A 23,828-nucleotide genomic window follows, 5' to 3' on the forward strand; every position below is an offset into this window, starting at 1 on the left:
ATGCGGGCCCGCCTTCTGGGGGCTTACCGCAGCCAGTATCCCAACCCGCTCCGGTTCCACACCGGCCAGATCGTCGAAGTAGGTGTCCGTGACGAGGAATGGCCGGCGTTTGCCTGGGTACGCACCAACGATGGGCGCGCTGGATGGGCGCCCATCGCCTGGTTGCAGCTGCTGGACGAGGGTCGCGCCGAAGCGCTGTGCGACTACGACGCCCGCGAGCTGGATGTGGAAAGCGGCGAGATGGTGAAGCTTCATCACGAACACGGCGGGTGGTGGTGGTCCGAGCGCGCCAATGGCGCGACGGGTTGGCTGCCGGCCCGCGAACTGGAACTGCTGGAAGAGAACTGCAAATGAGCCAGACCAAGAACTTCAACCTGCCCGACCTGGGCGAAGGCCTGCCGGACGCGACCATCGTCGAGTGGTTCGTCAAGGAAGGCGATGTGATCAAGCTGGACGAGCCGCTGGTCTCGATGGAGACCGCCAAGGCCGTCGTCGAAGTGCCGTCGCCGTTCTCCGGCAAGGTGCTGAAGCTGTCCGGCGCAGCCGGCGACATCATCCCGACCGGCTCGGTGCTGGCCAGCTTCGAACTGGACCCGAACCTGCCGCAGCGCGCCGATGGCCAGGACACCGGCCACAGCCACGGCCATGCAGCACCGGCCGCGGCACCGACCCCGCCGCCGCTGCCGGCCGCTGCCGCACCGGTGGCCACCGAAGCCGCCAAGCCCGCCGCCGCCGAGCGTGATGACGCCGGCACCGTGGTCGGCGCGATGCAGAGTTCCAACGCCGTGCACGCCGAGCAGGCGCTCGCCGTCGGTGGCGTCAAGGCCGTGCCGGCCGTGCGTGCGATGGCGCGCAAGCTGGGCGTCGATCTGAGCCGCGTGGCCGCTACCGGCACCGATGGCGCGGTGACCATGGCCGACGTCAAGCAGGCCGCCGCCAACGGCACCGCCAAGATCGGCGCCGCTCCGGCCCCGGCCGCTGCTGCCGCCTATGCCGCGCCGGCCCCGGCGCAGGTGTCTGCCCCGGTGCAGAGCGAAGCCCGCACCCCGCTGTCCGCCGCCGGCAAGCCGATGCGCACCCAGCCGCCGGGCGTGGTCGCCAAGGGTCAGCCGGAACCGCTGAAGGGCGTTCGCCGCAACATGGCGCGCGTGATGGCCGATGCGCACAGCAAGGTCGTGCCGACCACGCTGAACGACGACGCCGACATCCACGCCTGGCTGCCGGGCAACGACGTCACCGCGCGCCTGGTGCGTTCGATCGTGGTCGCCGCACAGAAGGTGCCGGCGATGAACGCCTGGTTCGACGGTGAAGCGCTGACCCGCACCCTGCACGCGCAGGTGGACATCGGCATCGCCGTGGACACCGACGACGGCCTGTTCGTACCGGCCCTGCGCAACGCCGACATGCTCGATGCACGCGGCATCCGCGAAGGCGTCAACCGCCTGCGCGAGCAGGTCGAATCGCGTTCGATCGCCGCCTCGGAACTGAGCGGCTACACCATCTCGTTGTCCAATTTCGGCATGTTCGCCGGCCGCTACGCGACCCCGGTCGTGGTGCCGCCGTGCGTGGCCATCGTCGGTGCCGGCCGTGCCCGCCACCAGATGACCCCGGTGATGGGCGGCGTGGAAGCGCACAAGGTGATCCCGTTGTCGGTCACCTTCGACCACCGCGCGGCCACCGGTGGCGAAGCCGCCCGCTTCCTGCGCGCAATGATGGACGACCTGGCGCTGGCCAGCTGATCGGCCACCTTATCGGCGGGTGCCAACCTTGGTTGGCACGTGAAACTGACTGGTGGGTGCCAACCTTGGTTGGCACATGAAGTGGAGAAACGCCGGGCACTGCCCGGCGTTTTTTTGTGTCCGCATCCACGCATGGCGTGGATCTACACAATGCGGACGATCAATCGCGTGCGACCATGCCTTCGGCACGGCTGTACACACGCAGACGGTGGCCATCCGGGTCTGCCCCGACAAAAGTGTGGCCGAATTCCAAGGTCACCGGCGCCTGCAGGATCTGCACGCCGAGTGCGTGCCACGCATCGTGCATCTGCTGCACGGCCTCCGGGTTGGCGACCACCATCGCCAGTTCGGCGGCACCGGCCTGTGCGGATACCGGTGGCTGCACGTCATCGCGTTGCCACAGGCCCAGTGCGGCGCCATCGCCGAGCAGGAACAGGGCGAAACCGGGCGACTGCTCGACCGGTGGCTTGCCGAGAATGCCGCTGTAGAACGTGGCGCTGGTGGCGACGTCGCGCACGTACTGCAGCAGGGTGCTGGGCGTGAACATGGGGAAGCTCCGTTGTTGGGAGCAATCATGGTGGTACGGCCCTGCTGACAGATTCTGTCAGTAGCGTCGAGCGTGCTCGACCGCTGTTGCCCTTGCCCTGGTAGAGGTCGAGCTTGCTCGACTGCTGTTGCCTCTGCCCTGGTAGATGTCGAGCTTGCTCGACTGCTGTTGCCCTTGCCCTGGTAGATGTCGAGCTTGCTCGACTGCTGTTGCCCCCGCCCTGGTAGATGTCGGCCTTGCTCGACTGCTGTTCGCGAAGATCAAAGGCGGTCGAGCAAGCTCGACCTCTACCAGGAGCGAAGAGCGAAGGCCGCCGTCCCCAGGAGCCGGAAGCGATGCACGGAAGCGGTCGAGCAAGCTCGACCCTACGAACGGTCCAGCCAGTCCGGTGCGATGCCCTGTGCCTTCTGCCAGCGCCGCAGCAGGCTGGCGCGCGGCACGAGGTAGCGATCCTCCAGCACGCGCATCTGGCGGATGCGGTCCAGCCGGAAATGGCGGAAGTCCTCGCGTCCTTCGCACCACGCCGCCAGCATCGGCACTTCATCGAAGTAGCCCAGCGCGAACGGCCAGACAATGCGCTCGCTGCGCTGGCCCTGCGCGTCCTCGTAGCCGAACTTCAGGCGCCGCTGTGACCCCACAGCCTCACGCACGGCCTGCAGGCGTGCCGCCGGCACCTTGGCCGCAGCGCGCGAAGGGCCCACGCGTAGGCCACTGTCACGCAGCGCTTCGCGGCGCGCGGCAGGCAGCACATGCGCGATACGCGCCAAAGCGTCACGTGCGGCCTCGGCCAACGCTGGCTCGGTGCGCGCCGCAACCCAGCGCAGGCCCAGCACCAATGCATCGATCTCCGCGGGTGGCAGGGTCATCGGCGGCAGGGTATCGCTCGGTGCCAGCTGGTGGCCGACGCCAGCCTCACCCCGCAGGTCAGCCCCCTGTTCGCGTAGCGTCTCGATATCGCGGTACAGCGTGCGCAAGCTGATGCCGAGCGCTTCGGCCAGCACCTGCCCGGACACCGGGCGTCGATGGCGGCGCAGCAGCTGTTGAAGCTGGGTCAGGCGCAGCGCACGCGACATCAGCCGACCAGCGCGCTCGATGCCACCACATGCTCACCCGGTTGCGGGGCCAGCGCAGCCTCGACCAGTGCCTTGGCGATTTCGCTGGCCGGGTTGATCCGCCACGCCCGTGGCAACACCGGCCCCAGCGCGCCGAGCACCGTCAGGGCCAGGCGCTCGCCACGTCGCACCTCGGTGCGCTCGCCGCCGATCAGCCCGGGGCGGACCAGGGTCAACGAGTTGAAGCCCAGCGCGCAGGTCACGCTCCAGCTCACCCTTCACCCGGCTGTAGAAGATCGACGACTGTGGGTTGGCACCGGCTGCGGAATTCAGCACATAGGTCTGCGCACCTTGCGCCTGCGCCAGCCGGGCGAACGCCAGCGGGTAGTCATGATCGATGCGGTGGAAAGCCTCGCGGCTGCCGGCCTGGGCAATGGTGCTGCCCAGCGCGCAGATGACCGCGTCCACGCGCGCCCACTCGGCGGCGGCAGGCAGCGCATTGAAGGCCAGCACCGGGTTCTCCAGCTTGGCGTGGGCCACAGTCAACGGGCGGCGGGTCGGCGCGATCACGGCGATGCAGCGCGGGTCGTCCAGCAGCCTGGACAGGGTCAGCCCACCGACCAGCCCGGTCGCCCCCAGCAACATCACGCGCATCACCACCTCCACTGCGGCATCCTGTCGCCCATCCTAGCCGTTCAAGCCGTCGGCGGCCGCGCCGATATGCTGGAACCAGTCCCTACCAGCCCCAGGATTTGCTCCATGACGGACCAGCCCGACCACCGCCCTGCCCCCGGTACCGCCCTTGGGCCGCCGGCACGCGTGCGCGCGGTGGTGGACGATGGGCTGGGCGACCGCGTGGTGCTGCAGGGCGGTGGTGGCGTGGCACTGCAGCAGCTGTTCGCCGGCGCCGACGCGCCGGAACCGCTGCTGGCCGCCTTCGCCAACGGCATGGCCACCCTGCCCGGCGAACTGGGTGACATGGGCGACCGCCTGCAGTCGGCGCAGGCCAGTGCCGATTGGCCGCGCTACGGGCGCGCGATGCGGCAGCTGATCGACAAGTACATCCGCACCATCGAACAGCATTCGCCGGACGGACAGCCGGAAAGCCTACGCCTGTCCGAGCAGCTGCGCCTGCTGCTGGGCGGCGCGGTGGTGGCCCTGCTGCAGCACGATCCGGACCTGCGCGAGCAGGCGCAGACGCTGGCCATGCAGCTGCGCCAGTGGCAACCGGGCACGGCGCTGGAACCGATCGAACAGGGCGTGCGCGAGCTCGGCCACCAGGTCGGCGTGCGTGCCGAGAGCTGGCAGGAGCAGCAGGCGCTGCTGCTTGAGCTGTTCGCGCTGCTGCTGGAGAACGTGAGCGAGCTGCTGGATGACCGCAGCTGGCTGCAGGGCCAGATCGCCGCAGTACGCCAGCTGCTGGACGGGCCGTTGGAAGCTGAGGCGGTCGAGCGCACCCGCGCCGAACTGCGCGAAGTGATCTACAAGCAGGGGCTGCTGCGCCAGGGCATCGACGATTCGAAGGCGGCGATGCGCGGGTTGATGGGCGAGTTCATCGAGCGCATGGATGGCATGGCCACCAGCACCGGCGAATACCACGACCGCATCGGCAGCTACGCACTGCAGCTGCGCGAGGCGCGTAGCATCGCCGACCTCAACCAGTTGCTGCAGGACGTGATGCGCGACACCGGCAAGGTGCAGCAGCAGGCCGCGCAGGCGCTCGATCACCTGGCCAATGCGCGGCAGGAAGTGGAACGCGCCGAACAGCGCATTGCCGAGCTGGAGCAGGAACTGCGTGCCGCCGGTGACCTGGCGCGTATCGATCCGCTGACCCAGGCGCTGAACCGCCGCGGCCTGGACGAACTGCTGCAGCGTGAACTGGCGCGTGCTGCGCGCAACAACTCGCCGCTGGGCGTGGCGGTGATCGACCTGGATGATTTCCACCAGACCAACGATGCACATGGCCATGCCGGTGGCGATGCGCTGCTGCAGCACCTGGTGTCCGTGTGCAAGCTGCTGCTGCGCGCCACCGATGGCATCGCGCGGCTGGGTGGCGACGAGTTCGTGCTGGTGCTGCCGGAGACCCAGGGTGCCGACAGCATGGCCACCGTGCAACGCCTGCAGCGTTCACTGGCGCACCGCGTGCTGACCGTGCAGGACCAGCGCGTGCCGGTGCATTTCAGTGCCGGGCTGGCGCAATGGCAGCCCGGCGACGATACCGAGACCCTGCTGCGGCGCGCCGATGACGCGCTGTATGCGGCCAAGCGGCAGGGCAAGAACCGGGTGCAGGCGGGTTGATCGTCCGGCCCACCGCAAACCGCTTCAGTAGGTGCCAACCTTGGTTGGCACGAGCAGAAACAAAGCGCCGACCAAGGTCGGCCTCTACCAACGCAAGGGACAGCGCTTTGGTAGGTGCCAACCTTGGTTGGCACACGCCGGAACAAAGCGCCGACCAAAGTCGGCCTCTACCAACGCCAAGGACAGCGCTTCGGTAGGTGCCAACCTTGGTTGGCTCACGCCGGAACAATGCGCCGACCAAGGTCGGCCTCTACCAACGCCAAGGACATCGCTTCGGTAGGTGCCAACCTTGGTTGGCTCACGCCGGAACAAAGCGCCGACCAAGGTCGGCCTCTACCAACGCAAGGGACAGCGCTTTGGTAGGTGCCAACCTTGGTTGGCACACGCCGGAACAAAGCGCCGACCAAGGTCGGCCTCTACCAACGCAAAGGACAGCGCTTTGGTAGGTGCCAACCTTGGTTGGCACACGCCGGGGCAAAGCGCCGACCAAGGTCGGCCTCTACCAACGCAAGGGACAGCGCTTTGGTAGGTGCCAACCTTGGTTGGCACACGCGGAAACAAAGCGCCGACCAAGGTCGGCCTCTACCAACGCCAAGGACAGCGCTTCGGTAGGTGCCAACCTTGGTTGGCACACGCGGAAACAATGCGCCGACCGAGGTCGGCCTCTACCGGGCAATGGGCCGGCGCCTACTTCCCGCGCAGCTTCTGGAACCCGGTCACCGCCGCCAGCACGATGGCGCCGGCGATGATGCCCACCACCATGTTGGCCGCAGCGCTGATCAGCCAGCCCCACTGCCCTTCGCCGCCCAGCGCCTGCACCGCGTGGTGCAGCGCCGGCACGTTGTGCACCAGGATGCCGCCACCCACCAGGAACATGGCGATGGTGCCGGCCACCGACAGGAACTTCATCAGCCACGGTGCCGACGCCACCAGGCCGCGACCGAAGGCGGCGATGGCACCGCCCTTGCGCGACAGGTACAGCCCAACGTCATCGAGCTTGACGATGCCCGCCACCAGTCCGTAGACGAACACGGTCATGGCCAGCGCAACCACGCTCAGCGTCAGGATCTGGTTGGTGAACGGTGCGGTGGCGACCACGCCCAGGGTCAGCACGATGATCTCGGCCGAGAGGATGAAGTCGGTACGGATCGCGCCTTTTACCTTGTCCTTCTCCCACGCCACCATGTCCACCTGGGTATCGGCCAGCGCCTTGCGCCGCTCGGCCTGATGCTCGGCATCGTCGTCAGCCGAATGCAGGAAGCGATGCGCCAGCTTCTCCACGCCCTCGAAGCAGAGGAAGGCACCGCCGATCATCATCAATGGCACGATCAGCGGCACGTTCCAGCCACGGCTGTGCAGCCACGCCTCCAGTGCACTGATCGCCAGCGCCGCCGGTACCAGGATCACCTTGTTGACCAGCGAGCCCTTGGCCACCGCCCACACCACCGGCAGTTCGCGGTTGGCGTTGACCCCGGTGACCTGCTGCGCGTTCAGCGCCAGGTCGTCGCCGAGCACACCGGCGGTCTTCTTCGCCGCAACCTTGGTCAGGACCGAGACGTCGTCCAGCAGGGAGGCGATATCGTCGAGCAGGGCGAACAGGCTGGCACCGGCCATGGCGGATCCAAAAGAGGGAATGGGCGGATTCTGACCGATCCGGCGTGGGCTGCGGAAGAGATCGGGTTCACCGCATGCCTACCGCCCCCCGGCGACACTGCGGAATCCGGACATTGCCGGCCAGCGGCCGGCACTACCTGTATTCGTCGCATGGGAGTTCCGCTTGAGCAATCCGCCCACCGCCAATGGCAATCCCCCGCTGGTCAAAGGCATGAACCGGCGCAGCCAGATCCTGCGCCTGCTGATGCGCTACCGCCATTCGGGCGTGTTCTCGGGCATGAACCTGGATGCCGCCAGCAACCAGGCCGACGTCCCCGCCGATGGCAACCCGGAACAGTTCGTCAGCGACCTGGAGGCCTTGGGGCCGACCTTCGTCAAGCTGGGCCAGATGCTGTCCACCCGCCCGGACATGGTGCCGGTGGAGTTCGCCACGGCGCTGGAGCGCATGCAGGAAAAGGTGGCCGAGATTCCGGTCGAGCGCATCCATGCCATCGTCGAACAGGAGCTGGGCGCGCCGGTGAACAAGCTGTTCGCCGCGTTCGATCCCGAGCCATTGGGCTGTGCCTCGATCGCGCAGGTGCATCGCGCGGTGCTGCACGATGGCCGCCAGGTGGCGGTGAAGGTGCAGAAACCTGAAGTGGCTGCACAACTGCGCTCGGACCTGGAGGCACTGCGCAGCTTCGCGCTGGCCGCCGACCACCTGACCCAGGTGGGCCGTCGCGTGCGCCTGCGCGACTGGCTCAACGAGTTCGCCAAGACCCTGATGCAGGAGCTGGACTACCACGCCGAGGCCGAGAACCTGGCCCGTTTCGGCCGGCACCTGAAGCCATTCCGGCGCCTGTGGATTCCACAGCCGCTGTGGGATTACAGCAGCCAGCGCGTGCTGACCATGGAACTGGCCACCGGCGTGCGCGTGGATGCGATTCCCGATGTGCGCCGCACCGAGCAGTCGATGGACCCGCTGGCGGCGGCACTGATCCGCGGCTACCTGGACCAGATCTTCGTGCATGGCGAGATCCACGCCGACCCTCATCCCGGCAACCTGCGGGTGATGCCCGATGGCCGGCTGGCGATCTTCGACCTGGGCATGGTCGCGCACATGCCGCCGCGCCTGCGCGAGCGCCTGCTGAAGATCCTGTTCGCCGCGGTCGATGGCCGCGGCGAAGAAGTGGCCGACGACCTGATCAGCATCAGCACGCGGCTGGAGGCGTTCGACGAAGAACGCTACCTGCGCGAGACCGGCCAGCTGATCGCGCCTACGCCGCCAGTGGCAGCTTCTCCGAAGGCCGCGTGGTGCTGGACATGGTGCGCATCGCCACCGCCTGCGGCCTGCGCACGCCGCCGGAACTGAGCCTGCTGGGCAAGGCGCTGCTCAATCTGGAAACCGTGTGCCGGCTGCTGGCACCCGAGCTGGAAACCCGCCGCATCGTTGAGCGCCAGCTGCAGCACGTGATGCGTGCGCGCCTGAAGAAATCGCTGTCTGCCGCCAACCTCGCCAGCGAGGCGATGGAGCTGCAGCAGCTGCTGCGCGATGGGCCACGCAAGCTGTCGGACATCATGGCGCTGCTGGCCGAGAACCGCCTGCAGATGAAGGTGACCGGCCTGGAAGAATCGCGGTTGATGGAGAACCTGCAGAAGATCGCCAACCGCGTGGCTGCTGGCATCATCAGTGCCGCATTGATCATGGCTGCGGCGATGATGATGAAGATCGACACCGGCTGGCACCTGTTCGGCTACCCGCTCATTGCGCTGATTCTGCTGTTCATCGGCGTGGTGCTCGGCCTTGGCATCGTGACCAGTGCATTGCTGTTCGACCGTCGTGCGCGGGCGCGCGAAGAACGTGGTCATCGCTAGCGCATCAGCGAAAACCGCCGTATTCATGCGGTTTTTAATGTAATCCAACGAAGCCCTTCACGCTCGTTTTACCTTCTGAGCGCAATTGCGCGCGTGTTATTTCAACAAACATTTCAGTCAGGTTCGTGCATGCACTATCGGGTCATCGGCCTGTCATATGCATGTGCTTGTGGCAGCGTCGGTCGGATGGACACGCGTCGGTACGACGTCCATCACCACCACCCCGTCACTGCCGAAGCTGCCTATGCTCTGGATACTGCTGCTGTCGTTGTTGCTGCTGTGCTGGTTGTTCCTCGCGTCCGACAAGTGGGTGTGGTGGAAGGCTGGTGCGTTCTCGCTGCTGCTGCTCATGCTCAGCGCGTGGTGGCTGATCGACAAGCTGTCCGGTGATGGGCTCAATGCCGCCACCCTGTACCACCTCGGCGCCGACATGGAAGGCGCCGGTGTCTCCGACTTCAAGGGCTATATCGCCGGCTTCATCGTGCTGGCGCTGGTCTCGCTGCTGCCGCTGTTCGCCACGCGGGTGAAGCGCTGGCGCCGGCCCGGCCATGGTGGCGCATTGTTCGCCGGTTTCGCGGCCGTGTGGGTGGCCACGATCATGATCAGTCCGCTGGCCCGCGACGGCCAACGCCTGTACCAGCAGCTGCGTCCGGTCGACTTCGCCCGCATCGCCCCCGAGTACCAGGTGCCGACGCAGCCGCTGCAGCGCCCGCGCAACATCGTCTGGATCTACGGCGAGAGCCTGGAACGTACCTACCTGGACGAGGCCGTGTTTCCCGGCCTGATGCCCAACCTCAACCGCCTGGCGTCCGAGTCACTGGACGTGCGCAACCTGGCCTCGGCCGAGGGCAGCGGCTGGACCATCGCCGGCCTGGTGTCGTCGATGTGCGGCGTGCCGCTGACCACCTCGCAGGGCGATGAGAACAGCATGGACCGCATGGGCAGCTTCCTGCCCAAGGCCGTGTGCCTGGGCGATTACCTGAAGCAGCAGGGCTACACCAACCATTACCTGGGTGGCGCCAACGGCCAGTTCGCCGGCAAGGGCCAGTTCCTGGCCAGCCACGGCTTCGACGAAGTGCACGACCTGGCGTGGTTCAAGCAGCAGAAGAAGATCGGTCGCATCCACTACTCGGCCTGGGGCGTGCACGACGACGTGCTGCTGGACACCGCCTACCAGCGCTTTGAACAGCTCTCGCGCGCCGGCTCACCGTTCATGCTGACCACGCTGACCATGGATACCCACCATCCGGCGGGCCACCTGCCGGTGTCGTGCAAGGGCGAGCGCTACCAGAACCAGTACGGCAACATCAACATGCTCAACGCGCTCAAGTGCAGCGACCGCCTGATCTCGCAGCTGGTCGAACGCATCCAGGCCAGCCCGTACGGCAAGGACACGCTGATCGTCATCGCTTCCGACCACCTGGCGATGCCCAACGATCTGACCCATATCCTGACCCGGCAGAAGCGCGAGAACCTGCTGCTGTTCCTGGGTGATGGTATTGCCCCGCAGCAGCTCAGCGCCGACGCCGGCACCACGCTGGATTCGGGTGCGACCCTGCTCAGCCTGCTGGACCCGAACCTGAAGACGATGGGCTTCGGCCGTTCGCTGATCGATGCCCAGCGCGCACCCAGCGCCAGCGTGGCCACCCAGCGCGATGGTGGCCGTGACTATCCGCAGTATCTGGCCTTCGCGCGTTCACTGTGGCTGGGCGAACCGACCCGCGAACTGAAGATCGATGGCGATGACCAGGTAGTGGTCGGCCTGCAGCACGTGCAGCCGCCGGTGCTGCTGGAGTACGACAAGGACTGGGGCCTGAAGTCGGTGTACCTGGAAAACACCTCGCGCCAGTTCGACGACGCGAATCCGGACAACACCTTGGCCTACGTCGACCGCTGCACCGCGTTCGAGGACGGCTCGGCCGACGGCGACTGGTGCGCCCTGCTGGTCAACCGCGACAACGGCATCAAGCTCTACCGCGACAATGACCTGCGCGGCGGCATCGCGGTGGATGCACCGCTGGACGCCTTCCGGGGCCCGCGCCCGAGCGTGCGTCAGGCACACATGATCACCCAGAAGGGCCGCCGTACCCGCGCCGGCCAGTACATGCTGCAGTTGGTGGCGAGCACGCGCCCGGATCGCGGCTTCTGGATCGAGGCGGTGTCCTCGCAGCGCAAGGTGGTGCTGGCGCAACAGTGGGTGCAGCCCGATGCCAACGGCAAGATCAACGTGTCGTTCGGGCTGGACCACGAAGTGGATGATCTGGAGATCCGCGCGTGGTTGAACCACGCCGAGAAGCTGGCGGTGGACACATTCGCACTGGTGCCCTCGCGCAGCCGACCACGAGGATAGGGTTCTTTGCAGGGCTGCGCCCTGCACCCGTGGTAGTGCCGGCCGCTGGCCGGCAACCTCAGGAGCAACAGCAACAGCGTGCATTCCGTGGGATGGCGAGGTGGATCCGGTTGCGGGGGACGCTGCAAGTCCCCCTCCGGGGCCCGGCCCAGCCGCTGGCGGCTGCGCGTTCGGGCGCTTGCGAAGCAATGCTTCGCAAGCAAAGCGCCCTCACCCATGTAAGCTCGGTCGCCGCTTGCTCGTGTGCGCTGTCCTGCGCACACGGCAAGACCGGGGTTGGGCGTCCTGCCCAACCCGTCGGGCGCATGCGCCCGACCCATGCGGCTCACGCCCCCGCAACCGGACCCACCCCGCCTTCGACAGTTAGCTGCGGTCTGTTGGACATGCCGATGGGGTCAGATCCGTTTTCCGGAGGAAAACGGATCTGACCCCAGATTGATTTCGATATCCGACAGACGTGTCGACCAAGGTCGACACCTACCGACAGCCGCAGGAATCTGTCAGAGGTGGGGCGGTGTCGGAGTGCGGGGTGTCAGCCGCATGGATGCGGCTGCCAAGCCTCCATGGACGGATTTACGGCGCCCCCGCACTCCGACATCGCCCCGCCATCCCACGGAATGCACGCTGTTGCTGTTGCCTTCGCTCCGGCTCGTAGCGGGTGCAGGGCGCAGCCCTGCAAAGAAACCCCTACTCCTGCGGATCGCGGGTGATGTGGATGTCGGTCGGGGTCGACAGCGGGATGTTCCGCTCGGCCAGGATGTGCAGCAGGCTGAAGTACAGATCGCTGCGGGTCGCATACACCTGCCGCGGGCTGGCCACGTACGCGAAGCTGTTGATGGTGATCTGGCCACCGGCAATGCTGTCGATGTAGACCGTCGGGGCCGGCTGCTTCAGCACGTTGGTGTGCGCGGTGTACGCATCCAGCAGCGCCTGACGCAGGCTGCCGACATCGGTGCTGGGCGGCACCGCGAACTGGATCTGGATGCGGCCCTGGTTGTTGCCCATCGTCATGTTGCGCACGGTCTTGGTGACCAGCTCGGAGTTGGGCACGATCAGGGTGGACTTGTCGCCCACCTGGATCTCGGTCGAGCGCAGGCTGATGCGGCGGATGTCGCCCTCTTGGTCGCCCAGCTTCACCCAGTCGCCGATCTTCACCGGACGCTCGGCCAGCAGGATCAGGCCGGAGACGAAGTTCTGTGTGATCACCTGCAAGCCGAAACCAATACCCACTGACAACGCACTGACGAGCAGCGCCAGCTTGGTCAGCTCCAGCCCCATCGCCGTCAACGCCCAGATCACGGCGAGGATGATGCCGACGTAGCGGGCGACGGTACTGACCGAGTTGCGCGCCCCCAGGTCCAGTTCGGTCTTGGGCAGGTAGGTATCGGTCAGCCAGCGCTGCACCAGCTGGGTGATCGCCAGGCCGGCCAGCAGCACCACAACCGCCAGCACAATCTGCATCGGCTTCAGGGTGGTTCCACCCAACGGAATGCCCGTGGTGAGCAGCGAAGAGAAGCGTTCCACCACCGCGCCGATGTTGCCAAACGGTGCCACCAGCGCCAGCAATGTGATCAGCACGACGATGGTGCGCAGGGCTGCAGAGAGCAGCACGCCGGCCTGCTCCAGCCGCGACACGCTCAGGCCGGTACTGAGCAGGATGGTCTGGCCCACTTTGCTGTCGGCGTTGAGCATCCACGTGCTCAGGTCATCGACGAATTTGAACAGCAGGGTCGCCGCCAGCACCACGATGCTGCCGCCGATCAGCTGCTGGTTCACGAACTTGGCGAAGTTCAGGTAGCCCAGCAGGGTGGCGATGATGGCCGCTACTACCGCGACGTTGCCCGCCACGCGTGCCAATACCAGCCAGCTGCTGCGGCGCACCGGTGTGGCCGCGCCCACGCCATCCGCCTGCGCCTCCAGCTTGGCCTCGGCCTCGGCGGTCTGCCGGCGATGCAGGCGCGCCAGCGTCACCAGCATGGCCATGATCAGGCCGAGATAGGTCAGCGCAATCAGGCCATCCAACGCCACCGTGGTGACGTCGCTGGTACGCGTGGCCTGATCGAGGGCCACCAGCACCGTGCTCAGCCAGGCAAGCGCCGCCGCGCCCCACGCGTACTTGCGCAGCTTGAGCGCGGCGGTGTCATCCAGATTCAGCAACCGCCACGACGGCCGCTTGGGAACCAGCATGCAGGCGCTGAGTGCCGCAATGAAGGCGGCGCGGAAGGTCGCGGTTTCCAACCCATCGGCCACCACCTGCAGGCGCGGCGCGATGGCATCGATCGCATCAAGCGCTGCCATCAGTACAACCACGGCATAGCCGGGCAGCAGTGTCCCCACCAGCAGCAGCCACATGGCCAGGCCGGAACGGCGCAGGCGACCGTCCGGCGCGCTCGGACTCCGCAAAGCGCCGCCCCAGCCTGCGCAGCCACAGCCGCAGCGGGAACATCATCACCAGCGCGGCCACCAGGCCCAGCAACGGCGTGCCCCAGCCATTGGCCCGGACGCCAGCGACAAACGTATCGCGCCCCTGCTCGGCCAACGGCGCGACGCGTGCGATATCGATCGGCAGGCGTTCGGCCACCTTGCTCCACAGTGCTGGAGACAACGGCGAGGCGACCTTCTTCCCCATGTCTTCGGCGCGCTGTGCAGTGCGCTGCTGGTCGATGTCGGCTGCCAGCTGCTGGGCACGCACGGCACTGGTCTTGGCCTGCGCTAAGGACGCGGCCAGGCCGTCGCGCTGCTTGTTGATGGTGCGCCGTTGTGCCGCCAGTTCAGGCGGCTCGGTGGTGCCCTCGGCAGGCGTGCCCAGCTGCGCCAGTTGTTCGTCGAGGCGGACGAGCTGTGGCTGCAGCTCCTTTTCCAGCGCCTCGGCGTCACGCCGTACCTGCGAGGCATTCTCGGACAGCATCGCCAGCGTCTCGATGGCAGCCGCATCACCACGCTTGCGGTCGACCTCCTTCAGCTTCGCATCGATATCTGCCAGCTGCTGCTTCGGCGTGGGCGCATCATCCTGCGCCAGCACCGGCGCGGACAGCAGGAAGGCGCTGCACAGCAGCAGGGCCAGCCAAGGGCCCCGTGCACGGATCGATCGCAGGAAAGAAGACAAGCCAGCCACACCGGTTCGCGCGGACCACCGCGCCTGCGCGCGACTATACGGCAGAGCCGGTCAAGGGCGGATGGACGGCCCTGGCAGCGTCGAGCATCAGTACTTCAGGCGCAGCTCTTCCACCGTCGGCTGCTGCAGCGCGTACCAGTCCTGGAACTCTTCCTCGGTAATCTCATCGGGCGCATATACCGCCACCGGGTGCCAGTCGTGGTCGGTCGGCAGCGGCTGGCGCGGGCCGGCACGCAGGCTGTAGGCCACGCCTTCGTAGTCGACCAGGTCATCGACCTGCGGCCACTGTTCGCGTGCGAACGCGGATTCACTCTTCAACAGGATCACCTGGTACATCGGCACCTCCACCTCGGTTGGATCAGGAAAACACGGCGCTGGCAGCAGGATACCGCCACGCCGGTGACAACGGGCGCTCCGCCGGGGCGACGGAACGTTCTGGACACGGCCATCGCCCCGGCTTCACCCGCCCATGGCAAGGCCATCGGCATCGTGGAGGCCCACCCCTGCCACGACTGCCGATGACCGAGCACCCGCCGCTGAAGACCGTTGCCGACCTCAAGCTGCCCCGCTACCTGGGTACCTGGTACGAGATCGCACGCCTGCCGATGCGCCATGAACCAGAAGGCTGCACCGACGTGTCGGCGCACTACACCCTGCTCGACAACGGCAACGTCGGCGTCACCAACCGCTGCCGTATGGACGGCGAGATCGAGGAAGCCACCGGCGAGGCCTGCGCCGTCGACAACGACAGCGCGCCTGGAAGTGAGCTTCCTGCCCAAGGGCCTGCGCTGGTTGCCGTTCGCCAAGGGCGATTACTGGGTGATCCAGGTCGCGCCGGACTACAGCGTGGCACTGGTCGGCAGCCCCGATCGCAAGTACCTGTGGCTGCTGGCCCGCGAACCGCAGCTGGACGCTACCGTGCAGGACCATTATCTGGCGGCCGCCCGCCTGCAGGGCTTCGATCTGTCCGAACTGATCCAGACCCCGCATACCGGCCGTCCTACCGCCTGAGCAGCACACGGCGATGGACCTGAAGAGCGGTTACCCCTGGTGGGCGGTACGCAATGGATTGATCCAGGCGTTTCCGCCATTGGAAAAGGACCTGCGCTGCGACGTACTGGTGGTCGGTGGCGGCATCACCGGTGCGCTGATTGCCGACGAACTGTCCCGGCATGGCCACGACGTGGCGGTGATCGAGCAGCGTGACATCGGCTGGGGCAGCACCGCTGCCAGCACCGCCCTGTTGCAGTACGAGATCGATACCCACCTGCTGGAACTGACCGAGCGCTATGGCCAGGACGCCGCCGCGCTGGCTTACCGGGCCTGTGCGGAGGCGATTCCGGCACTGGGCGATGTGGCACGCGGGCTGGATGTCGACTTCCAGCGCATGGACAGCCTGTACCTGGCCAGCCGCCATCGCGACGTGCCGCGCCTGATGGCCGAAGGTGAGGCACGGCGCGGAATCGGCCTGGATGCCCGCTGGCTGGGCCCGGAGGCACTGCGGAAGCGCTTCGACGTGGACGCCGGCGGTGCCCTGCTCACGCGCCAGGCGGCGCGGGTCGATCCCTATCGCCTGACCTATGGGTTGCTGCAGCGCGTGCGCCGGCGCGGCGGCCAGGTGCATGATCGCACGGTGCTGCACACGCTCACTCCCTCCGCACGCGGCGTGAGCGCCCTCACCGAGGGCGGCGCCACGATTCACGCCCGCCATGTGGTGCTGGCAATGGGCTACGCCAACCAGACGTGGCTGCAGCAGCGCGTCGCACGTAACCGCAGCAGCTACGCCTTCATCACCGACCCGATCGATGCGGACGTGCTCGGCCGCCTGCGCGACACGATGGTGTGGGAGAGCGCACGCCCGTACCTGTACCTGCGCGCCACCGGCGACCGCCGCCTGCTCGTGGGGGGGCTGGACGACGCCATCGACATTCCCGCCCGCCGCGATCGGCGCGTAGAGCGCAAGGCCGACAAGCTGATGAAACAGCTCCAGCACTGGTTCCCGCGGCTGGATCCGGTGCCCGCCTTCTCCTGGGCCGGCACCTTCGCCGAAACCGCCGACGGCCTGCCTTTCTTCGGCCCGCACGATCAGTGGGGGCCACGGGTGCATTTCGCCATGGCCTACGGCGGCAACGGCATCACTTATTCGATGATCGGCGCCCAGCTGCTGCGGGCCCGGATCGAGCGGCGCAGGCATGCGCTGGAAGGGCTGTTCGGGTTCGGGCGGTTGTGACCTGCAGCCAGGCATGGCCTGGCTCTACCCCAATCCGGCGCCGACAGGCATCATTCAAGCAACCCCTGCTAGCGTCGGCCTGTACCGCCGCGTGTTGCGTGGCCACCTGTCCGCTGGAGCGCCGTCATGATCCGCCCCCTGACCCTGCTGCTGTGCCTGGCCCTGCCGGGAACCGTGCTGGCCCAGTCCGCCGCTGGCGCCACCGCGCCGCAGGCCGCCGGCCTGGACCTGACGCTGCCGCAGGCGCCGATGCGCTACCTCAACGACCCGGCCCTGCAGCAGGACCCGCCGGGCACGTACTACGGTGACAAGAGCGGCCCGCGCGTGCACGACGACGCGAAGATCGCCGACGTCACCGACGACAAGGTCAAAGTGTCCGGCAGCTTCACCACCGGCATCGGCTATTCCAAGAACGGTGGCAACAGCCACTACAACGCCGCCACGCTGAACCTGAGCAAGAACTACACCACCGATGAGGGCAAGACCCACGGGGTCAACGTCAACATCCACGTGAGCGAAGGCAAGGGCCCGGGCTTCTTCGGCCCGTACGGCGGCTACTACGGCCGCGGCCCGGGTTATTGGGATTACCCGCCGCCGTTTGGCTGGTAAGCGCCGACCCATCGATTGGGACATCCCTCGGCTGGTAGGTGTCGATCTTGGTCGACACGCTCTGGGTTGCACGCAATCCAGGCCGTCATCACCCGCACCTGTGAATCTAAATGCGCAGTGAGCGATAAGGGCAAGGCAGACCACCAACGCCATTAATTTGACGGCGATGGATTTGCTCTGGGTTGTATTGCAAATCTGCGCGGCTCAGGTCATCGTCACCATCAGGGGCTCGCCAGAAGCTGGGCGAGGTTGGACGAAGTACCGTACAAGGAAGCACGGCTCAATGAGTATTGGACTCGGCATCGCGAGGCCGCATGTCACACGCTGGTTGTTGCGTCAGCGGCAGAAGAGCCATTCGCGTAAGAAGCATTGTCGCTTTTCGACCGGCACCGCCCCCCTCGATTTCCAGTTTGGCCGACCGCCGTCTGCGGCGTCTTTGCTGACACGATCAATACAAGCCTTCGAATGGCGGGCGATTTCCCCGCCGAAGCAGCACGGCGTCGCACCGGCTTCTGTGGCGTGCGACAGGTTGTGTCGCATTCATCGATCAAGCTCAAGGCAACGGCGTCGCTGAACGTCGCACCACCGCCATGAGCGTCGATCAGAAAATGAGCTCCCGCAAGAAGAAAGACCCAACACGACGCAACGTCGTGCTGCTACGTCTGATTCCCCGTTACCCCGCAAGCATCTCGACGGTGCAGCTGCGTGATGCGCTGCTTCAGGAGGATCCGGACTTCGATATCAGCCCACGATCATTGCAGCGCGACCTGGAAGGAATGCTCAATGGCCGTTTCAACCTCATGTGTTCGAAGGACCACGAGGACGCAGCAATCAGGCGAAAACGGCCCTATCGCTGGTCATACGAGCCGCATGCGCGGGCAGGAGCTCCAGTAATGAGCTCGGCTGAAGCACTGGCCCTTTGCCTGTCTGAGAATCACCTGCGGCACCTTCTTCCCCCTGATGTCATGGCGCTGCTCGGGCCGCACTTCTCGGATGCACACTCTCGTATCAATGGCCAGATATCGGGTGGTCACGGTCGCTGGGCCCAGCGAGTGCGCAGCATACCCAATGGCAAGGCGCTGCTGCCCGCGGTGGTGGATGGAACCGTCTGGAACACGGTAGCCGAGGCACTGCTGCATCAACGCCAGCTACAAGTAGATTATCTCAGTCGCACAAAAGGCGAGAGCAAACGCATGACCCTTCATCCCAAGGGTCTCGTTTCGCGCGGACCAGCGAGCTATCTGATAGCAAGCGTGTCCGGCTATCAGGATGTACGCCACTTTGCACTGCATCGCATCGCTCAGGCGTCGCTTCTGGATATTCGCTCCGATGATGATGGGTTCGAGATGGACCACTATCTGCCTGGTGCAGCGTTCACGCCGCGGCAAGGCTCGGGAAACATCGAACTGATTGCCGACATCCATCCTCAGCTTGCTTGGACGCTCCGGGAAACACCACTGTGCGAAGACCAGCATCTTGAAGCGCTGGAGGCTACGGACTGGGTTCGTCTCCACGCGCACCTGCCAGACGACCAGGAGAATTTCTGGTGGCTGTACAGCCTGGGGGACAACATCCGGGTCCTTCAGCCCAGTGGGCTTCGCGAAGCCATTCTTGACCGCAACCAACGCGTCATTTCCCTTTACTGATCATTGTGCGATCCCGCACAGAGCATGCTGATTACCGAGAGAAATTCCATGGAAGATCAAACCAGAAAAGCAATCCCGGCCGCTGTCAGTGTCTGTCCAATCTGGACGGGAGCCGCTGCCGAGAAGGTCGGCCAGATGATCCACCAGATCGATCAGAGCACCATGCTCATGCAACGAATTGCTTCGACTGCCCAGAATAAAGCGATCAAAGGCGGATTTGCGGCCGAAGCGTGGCATGCCGAAACGTTCAATCTTGATGCGATCCTGAAAGACAAGGATGTCCGTGCGTTCACCGACACGTTCAGCAACAGCCCACTATCACGCAATCACACGACCCACGATATCGTTGTGATGAAAGGGGATGAGCAGCTGCTGGGTGCGCAGCTCAAGTACTTCAAAGATGCTGATGCAACCCAGAAAGCCTTCCGCTCAAGCAAGGACGGCATTCATCGTTACCAAGACAGCGATCTGTTCGTAGGGCCGTCCGACCAGATTGAGGGTATCCGTCAGTCCGCCCAGCGCGACGTGTTGAAGAACCAGCAGAAGCGTCCCGCCGTGTCCGAGGCTGCGGCCAAGGTCCGCGACAAAGCTGCAGACAGCATAGAGGTCGATGGAGCCGCCTCAACTCCACTCAGCAAACGCGATGCCGAACAGCTTGGCACGGGTAGCGCAGAGGGGAAAGCCGCTCACAAACAGATGCAGGATGGCTACCTGAACAGGGCGACGCTGCAGCAGAGCATGCGTGCCGCTGGCTCCGCCGCACTGGTTACCTCGGTGATCGCCGGCAGCATCAACACCTTCCAGCACCTGCAGCACGTCCGCGATGGAAAGATCACTACCGAACAAGCCGTACACCGGATCCTGCAGAACACCGTCATAGCCGCTGGCGATGCGGCGCTCAAAGCCGGCACGGCGACCGCAAGCGTTGCACTGGCCACCCGCGCCATGCCGGCCCTGTTTGCAGGTGCTGGCTTCACCAGCGTCCTTGCCCGCGGTGGTGTCGCCGGCGCGGCCGTGTGCGCCGTCGACTTGGTCCAGTGCCTGGTGATGGTCGGGGTTGGCCGCATGACGTTTGCAGAGCTGGAGACACGGACCGGCACCAACATCCTGCAGACCAGCGCGGGCGTCCTGGGCTCCTCCATCGGCGCGACGCTGGGCATGGTGGGCGGGCCACCGGGTGCCCTTGTCGGCGGCATCATCGGCGGCATCATTGCCTCGATGGCAATGACCATCGCCGTGGACAACCACGTCGAAAAAGCATTCCGCTTGACGCTGGAAGGAACCCGCGAGGTCGTTGAGAACGGGCTGTCACTGCAGCAATCCCTTGAGCTGCTGCAGGAATCCCAACTGTTCTATGCCGATTTCCACAAGGGACTGGTGCTCTCTGAAAAGCACTTTTCAGGGCAGATAGCGACCCTGAAAGCCCAAAGTCGTCAACTTCGCGAAAAACTCAACCGTCTGTAAGGCCAGCCATGAACAGCATCATCGAAGACACATCCATGGACGTTTTCCATTCGTCGCTCGACGCGGATGAACAGCGAGCAGTCGCAGATCTTGTTGAACGTCACCGCGGCAATGCGGCCATGACCCAGCGATTGGCGCTCGACGCGTCCCGACTGCTGACCAGCAGCCAGGACCGGCTTCAGAAGCAGGCCGGTGCCGGCTTCTGCAAACGTCTGCTCGGCGCCATCAGCGGCTCGACCCGCAACAATGCGCTTGCCAACCAACATGACACGCTGAAGATCCAGAAGATTGCCTGGTACTATCTCCAACAGCTTCAGCAGCAGAACCTGATCAACGCTCAGGCCATCGCCGTCATCCGCAACAATCTCGGGACGATGAATGAGTTCATCATCGAAACCCGCTGTTTCCTCGACGAGGCAATCGACAGGATTGGCAACCGGCTTCGCCCCCTTGAGAACAATGTCCGGCTCAACAAGTGGTCGCTGAACATCGAGGCAAACAAGCGGCGCTATCGCTCACTCCCGCGCTCGCTTCTTGTCGTACAGCTCGCTTATGACTTCATGCTCAAGCACCAGGATATCGAGCTGACGCTGGAGGACATCAATCACCTGGTGGTGACGCTTGAGAATCTTGGCGTCAACTGTGATGACGAGGCCCGCCTGCTTGACTTCATCATCGACCTCATCGACCAGATGGATGTTACTGGCATCGATCTTTACCGACGCAACATCCAAATCGTCACCGAAGACATTGAGATCGAGTCCGCGTTCATCCAGTCCAATGTTTCCGGCATCGGATTCAATGCGCTCTACTATCTGTCCGACCAGCACAGCAGGATCATGGCGCTGATCAGCGACGATGAGCTGTGCAATTCAGATGCCGCGCGTGAGAAAATCATCTCCCGCATCTTTGGTGACGAGTTCGACGGCCTGGCAACGACGTACACGTTGCGTGACCTGGTCGCGGAGATCGTGGGTGGGGGCCTGCTGGCCATCGCCATTTACCGCGACATCAATGGGCTTGACGTCCAGGCCGACGTATTTCCGCCCCCTGAAGAGCAGCAAGAGCAGATCTCGCTGGTTTCCCGGCTACCGGACATCAAGCAGCACAGCTTCCTTGATGCAGCCGAGGACGCAGACCAGCGGCGCACCTACATCGAGTTGCTGTCGCTCTGCCTGCCGGATGCTTCGGAGTGCGGACCACTCGGCCGCGACTTCATCAACCACCTGGCCGCCAAGGCTGATACGCCTACGGCAGTGTCGCGCTTCCTCTCGAGGGACACCCGCGGCCACATGCAGGCTGAACAGCTGGAAGAGCTGCGCGTGCTGCTGACCGATGACAATCGCGTGTACTGCTGGCTGTTGGATGCATTCTTCCTGCTCTCCATTGAAGGACGAAAAATTGAGAGTCCGCAGGTAATGCGCATCCTCGGAGTGCTCAAGCCAGCACAGTTCAAGGAGCAGCTTGCAGCCATCCAGTCGGTACTCGCGGATGAGGATCACGAACGTGTGCTGCAGGCAGGCGCGCGGCTGTCGCGGCTGACTGCTGGCTGGTCCAACGTTCTGCGCTATCGTGAATTCAGCCTCGTTGACACCTTCACTGATGCCAGGCGAGAGCTCCACGCAGCAAGCCTGGCGGCCATCAACCTCTCCGGTGACCTGAGCAAGGCCGGCATGAAGGCCATCGATTACAGCTACTTCCTTGGCGCCTCTCCCTTTGATGAGGGGATTTTCAGCAAATTCACCAACGCGGTGGGATCTACGGCCTTCTCGGTGGGTCGAAAGTCCTGTGCCAATACGCTGAACCAGATGCGCGGCAAGGTGGTTGATCTGCTCGCCACCCACGCCGGTGCCTTGTCTTCAGCCAATGCGCTGGTAAGTCGGTTCGGACTCCCCAGATTCGACTTCGAGAACGATTCCGGATACGCGGACTTTGATCTCGACAACTCTGCAGAAAATGAGCAGTGGAGCGATCAGTTCGAGCACTATCAGCGGCGTTTGGAGAAAACACTGGATAGCTTCTCGAGCGCCTGCGACGATGCCGACTGCCAGCTGGGACTGTTCGCAGAAGGAGACTTCTCCACACCTGTACTCGAACGGCGCTTGCGTGAACGGGAGCTTGCACTCCAGAAGCAGCGCGAGAAGAACCTGGCCAGCCGTTCGGCTACGGTGGAGAAGGACGGTCAGGTGCTGCTTGTCAGCATCGATTGGGAAGATATCACCTCCCCACCCTGCGACCCGGAGCAGATCCGGGATATGAAGACCAACGGTGACCGCTGGCTGGTTGCCACGCAAGAAGGCCGCTACTACCTCAGTGATGACCGCGTGCAGTGGGAGGAGGTCCACCCCTTTGGCGTGGAAACCACTTCGACCAAGAATATCCTCGTGGTCAGCGGCACCTGGATTCTCACCGGGTACAGCGAAGGCTTTGCATACTCGTCCGACGGCCGTCACTGGAATCGAACGTCGTATCCCATCAACGAAGGGGATTATTCCTGTTCGCCTACAGATGACATCGTACAGTTCGAAGGCATCTGGATCTGGCGATTCCTCTGCGACTGTAGTTACAAGTACACCAAGAAGGGGTTGGTGTTCGATTCAGAGGAGACTGGCAGCTATCGCGAGACGGTGCTGTTTGCCACTCAGTCGTTGGACAGCCCTTGGTCCCGCTGGGAAGGCACACCCAACTTGCCAGAGGGTATGGAGGTTGACGCCCTGCGTGCACTTCCGGGCCATCACTCATTGCTGATCTTCTGCACCTACAATTGGATCTACGGCAATGACAAGAAGAAGACTGAACTCGAGCCCGCTGTAAAGTACTTCGTGCCCGGCAAAGGATGGCGCAATTGCACGTGGGAGGGACGGATGAACCATGGTTCCGGTGTATTGGTCACGCGGATGGCCGATCATCTGCTGTGCTTTGGATCCAACGAGTTGTTCCGTGCTACCAAAGCCTACGAATGGAGCCGGGACAAGGACAGTATTTCCGTACGAGACGCCTTCCACTTGGAGAACATGAGCGTCTTCTGGCACACAAGCCACAGCAAGCTCCTGCTCAGCCAGGATGGCCGGACGTTCGCGGATCTGACCCTTGAAGACGGCTGTTGGAACTACCTGTGCGCCAACGACCAGGGACTTCTGAGCGTGTACTCACCCAATTCGCATGAGACCTGGCTGCGTACTGGACGCTGGCGCGTCCAGCCGCAGCACTGACCGATCATAAGACAAGACGCTGGCCTTCCGGCCAGCGTCAACGTCCGGACCACGTATGGGTTCCGAACGAGCGACAGGATGTGTCGCAGCGACCCAGC

General features: G+C 64.8%; 13 protein-coding genes and 4 pseudogenes. 11 read left to right on the forward strand and 6 right to left on the reverse strand.

Translation table 11 applies throughout. From position 1 onward, the window contains the following. Positions 1-354 carry an SH3 domain-containing protein gene (locus ACZK2V_RS21520; protein WP_005411349.1) on the forward strand — a complete coding sequence of 118 codons (354 nt, stop codon included), beginning with the start codon at positions 1-3 and terminating at the stop codon, positions 352-354. After that, on the forward strand, positions 351-1,739 hold the full coding sequence (locus ACZK2V_RS21525) for a dihydrolipoamide acetyltransferase family protein (protein ID WP_458075375.1): 1,389 nt from the start codon (positions 351-353) through the stop codon (positions 1,737-1,739). The genes ACZK2V_RS21520 and ACZK2V_RS21525 overlap by 4 nt, the downstream gene beginning before the upstream one ends. 160 nt (positions 1,740-1,899) lie before the next feature. Here ACZK2V_RS21525 and ACZK2V_RS21530 read toward each other — a convergent pair whose 3' ends face one another. From ACZK2V_RS21530 to ACZK2V_RS21540, 3 genes and pseudogenes are all read right to left on the reverse strand, one after another. After that, the gene (locus ACZK2V_RS21530; RefSeq protein ID WP_107432650.1) at positions 1,900-2,286 is read right to left on the reverse strand and encodes a VOC family protein; all 387 of its coding nucleotides are present in this window, start codon (positions 2,284-2,286) and stop codon (positions 1,900-1,902) included. Positions 2,287-2,651: 365 nt separating this feature from the next. Beyond that, on the reverse strand, positions 2,652-3,359 hold the full coding sequence (locus tag ACZK2V_RS21535) for a helix-turn-helix transcriptional regulator (protein ID WP_486322784.1): 708 nt from the start codon (positions 3,357-3,359) through the stop codon (positions 2,652-2,654). Continuing rightward, a pseudogene (locus ACZK2V_RS21540) lies at positions 3,359-3,992 on the reverse strand (Rossmann-fold NAD(P)-binding domain-containing protein). Before ACZK2V_RS21540 ends, ACZK2V_RS21535 begins: the two are co-directional and overlap by 1 nt. Positions 3,993-4,097: 105 nt before the next feature. Here ACZK2V_RS21540 and ACZK2V_RS21545 point away from each other — a divergent pair. Beyond that, positions 4,098-5,636 carry a GGDEF domain-containing protein gene (locus tag ACZK2V_RS21545; protein WP_486322785.1) on the forward strand — a complete coding sequence of 513 codons (1,539 nt, stop codon included), beginning with the start codon at positions 4,098-4,100 and terminating at the stop codon, positions 5,634-5,636. Positions 5,637-6,323: 687 nt separating this feature from the next. Here ACZK2V_RS21545 and ACZK2V_RS21550 read toward each other — a convergent pair. Continuing rightward, positions 6,324-7,250: a DUF808 domain-containing protein gene (locus ACZK2V_RS21550; RefSeq protein WP_180845053.1), complete on the reverse strand. Its 927-nt coding sequence runs from the start codon at positions 7,248-7,250 to the stop codon at positions 6,324-6,326. A gap of 208 nt (positions 7,251-7,458) precedes the next feature. On the opposite strand from ACZK2V_RS21550, the pseudogene ACZK2V_RS21555 reads away from it, so the two are divergent. Together ACZK2V_RS21555 and ACZK2V_RS21560 are read left to right on the forward strand one after the other, a co-directional pair. Then, positions 7,459-9,104 (forward strand): annotated as a pseudogene (locus ACZK2V_RS21555) (ABC1 kinase family protein); the annotation flags it as partial. 244 nt (positions 9,105-9,348) lie between these two features. Further along, positions 9,349-11,454 (forward strand): phosphoglycerol transferase I, encoded by a 2,106-nt coding sequence (locus tag ACZK2V_RS21560; RefSeq protein WP_486322786.1) that lies wholly within the window; start codon positions 9,349-9,351, stop codon positions 11,452-11,454. A 687-nt stretch (positions 11,455-12,141) separates the two neighbouring features. On the opposite strand, the pseudogene ACZK2V_RS21565 reads toward ACZK2V_RS21560, so the two are convergent. Both ACZK2V_RS21565 and ACZK2V_RS21570 read right to left on the reverse strand, forming a co-directional pair. Beyond that, positions 12,142-14,569, reverse strand: a pseudogene (locus ACZK2V_RS21565) (DUF3772 domain-containing protein). An 87-nt stretch (positions 14,570-14,656) separates the two neighbouring features. After that, the gene (locus ACZK2V_RS21570; protein WP_006399378.1) at positions 14,657-14,905 is read right to left on the reverse strand and encodes a hypothetical protein; all 249 of its coding nucleotides are present in this window, start codon (positions 14,903-14,905) and stop codon (positions 14,657-14,659) included. A gap of 269 nt (positions 14,906-15,174) precedes the next feature. Between ACZK2V_RS21570 and ACZK2V_RS21575 the strand changes: the two are divergent. The 6 genes and pseudogenes from ACZK2V_RS21575 to ACZK2V_RS21600 all read left to right on the forward strand — a co-directional run bounded on the left by ACZK2V_RS21575 (position 15,175) and on the right by ACZK2V_RS21600 (position 23,730). Then, a pseudogene (locus ACZK2V_RS21575) lies at positions 15,175-15,580 on the forward strand (lipocalin family protein). 13 nt (positions 15,581-15,593) lie between these two features. Continuing rightward, positions 15,594-16,799: an NAD(P)/FAD-dependent oxidoreductase gene (locus ACZK2V_RS21580; RefSeq protein WP_486322787.1), complete on the forward strand. Its 1,206-nt coding sequence runs from the start codon at positions 15,594-15,596 to the stop codon at positions 16,797-16,799. A gap of 126 nt (positions 16,800-16,925) precedes the next feature. Then, positions 16,926-17,408, forward strand: coding sequence for a hypothetical protein (locus ACZK2V_RS21585; RefSeq protein ID WP_005411364.1), 483 nt, complete (start codon positions 16,926-16,928; stop codon positions 17,406-17,408). Between the two features lie 590 nt (positions 17,409-17,998). Then, complete coding sequence (locus ACZK2V_RS21590) at positions 17,999-19,054, forward strand: helix-turn-helix transcriptional regulator (protein WP_107432606.1); 1,056 nt, start codon at positions 17,999-18,001, stop codon at positions 19,052-19,054. 24 nt (positions 19,055-19,078) lie between these two features. Further along, on the forward strand, positions 19,079-20,518 hold the full coding sequence (locus ACZK2V_RS21595) for a hypothetical protein (RefSeq protein ID WP_107432605.1): 1,440 nt from the start codon (positions 19,079-19,081) through the stop codon (positions 20,516-20,518). An 8-nt stretch (positions 20,519-20,526) separates the two neighbouring features. Next, positions 20,527-23,730 (forward strand): hypothetical protein, encoded by a 3,204-nt coding sequence (locus tag ACZK2V_RS21600; protein ID WP_049422921.1) that lies wholly within the window; start codon positions 20,527-20,529, stop codon positions 23,728-23,730. Positions 23,731-23,828 lie beyond the last annotated feature (98 nt).

Source organism: Stenotrophomonas sp. 93052_Sma, assembly GCF_056481145.1.

Bases quoted from the DNA above. Each gene is read 5' to 3' on its own strand.
- ACZK2V_RS21520 (WP_005411349.1), top strand. From the start codon at position 1: ATGCGGGCCCGCCTTCTGGGGGCTTACCGCAGCCAGTATCCCAACCCG.
- ACZK2V_RS21525 (WP_458075375.1), top strand. From the start codon at position 351: ATGAGCCAGACCAAGAACTTCAACCTGCCCGACCTGGGCGAAGGCCTG.
- ACZK2V_RS21530 (WP_107432650.1), bottom strand. From the start codon at position 2,286: ATGTTCACGCCCAGCACCCTGCTGCAGTACGTGCGCGACGTCGCCACC.
- ACZK2V_RS21535 (WP_486322784.1), bottom strand. From the start codon at position 3,359: ATGTCGCGTGCGCTGCGCCTGACCCAGCTTCAACAGCTGCTGCGCCGC.
- ACZK2V_RS21545 (WP_486322785.1), top strand. From the start codon at position 4,098: ATGACGGACCAGCCCGACCACCGCCCTGCCCCCGGTACCGCCCTTGGG.
- ACZK2V_RS21550 (WP_180845053.1), bottom strand. From the start codon at position 7,250: ATGGCCGGTGCCAGCCTGTTCGCCCTGCTCGACGATATCGCCTCCCTG.
- ACZK2V_RS21560 (WP_486322786.1), top strand. From the start codon at position 9,349: ATGCTCTGGATACTGCTGCTGTCGTTGTTGCTGCTGTGCTGGTTGTTC.
- ACZK2V_RS21570 (WP_006399378.1), bottom strand. From the start codon at position 14,905: ATGTACCAGGTGATCCTGTTGAAGAGTGAATCCGCGTTCGCACGCGAA.
- ACZK2V_RS21580 (WP_486322787.1), top strand. From the start codon at position 15,594: ATGGACCTGAAGAGCGGTTACCCCTGGTGGGCGGTACGCAATGGATTG.
- ACZK2V_RS21585 (WP_005411364.1), top strand. From the start codon at position 16,926: ATGATCCGCCCCCTGACCCTGCTGCTGTGCCTGGCCCTGCCGGGAACC.
- ACZK2V_RS21590 (WP_107432606.1), top strand. From the start codon at position 17,999: ATGAGCGTCGATCAGAAAATGAGCTCCCGCAAGAAGAAAGACCCAACA.
- ACZK2V_RS21595 (WP_107432605.1), top strand. From the start codon at position 19,079: ATGCTGATTACCGAGAGAAATTCCATGGAAGATCAAACCAGAAAAGCA.
- ACZK2V_RS21600 (WP_049422921.1), top strand. From the start codon at position 20,527: ATGAACAGCATCATCGAAGACACATCCATGGACGTTTTCCATTCGTCG.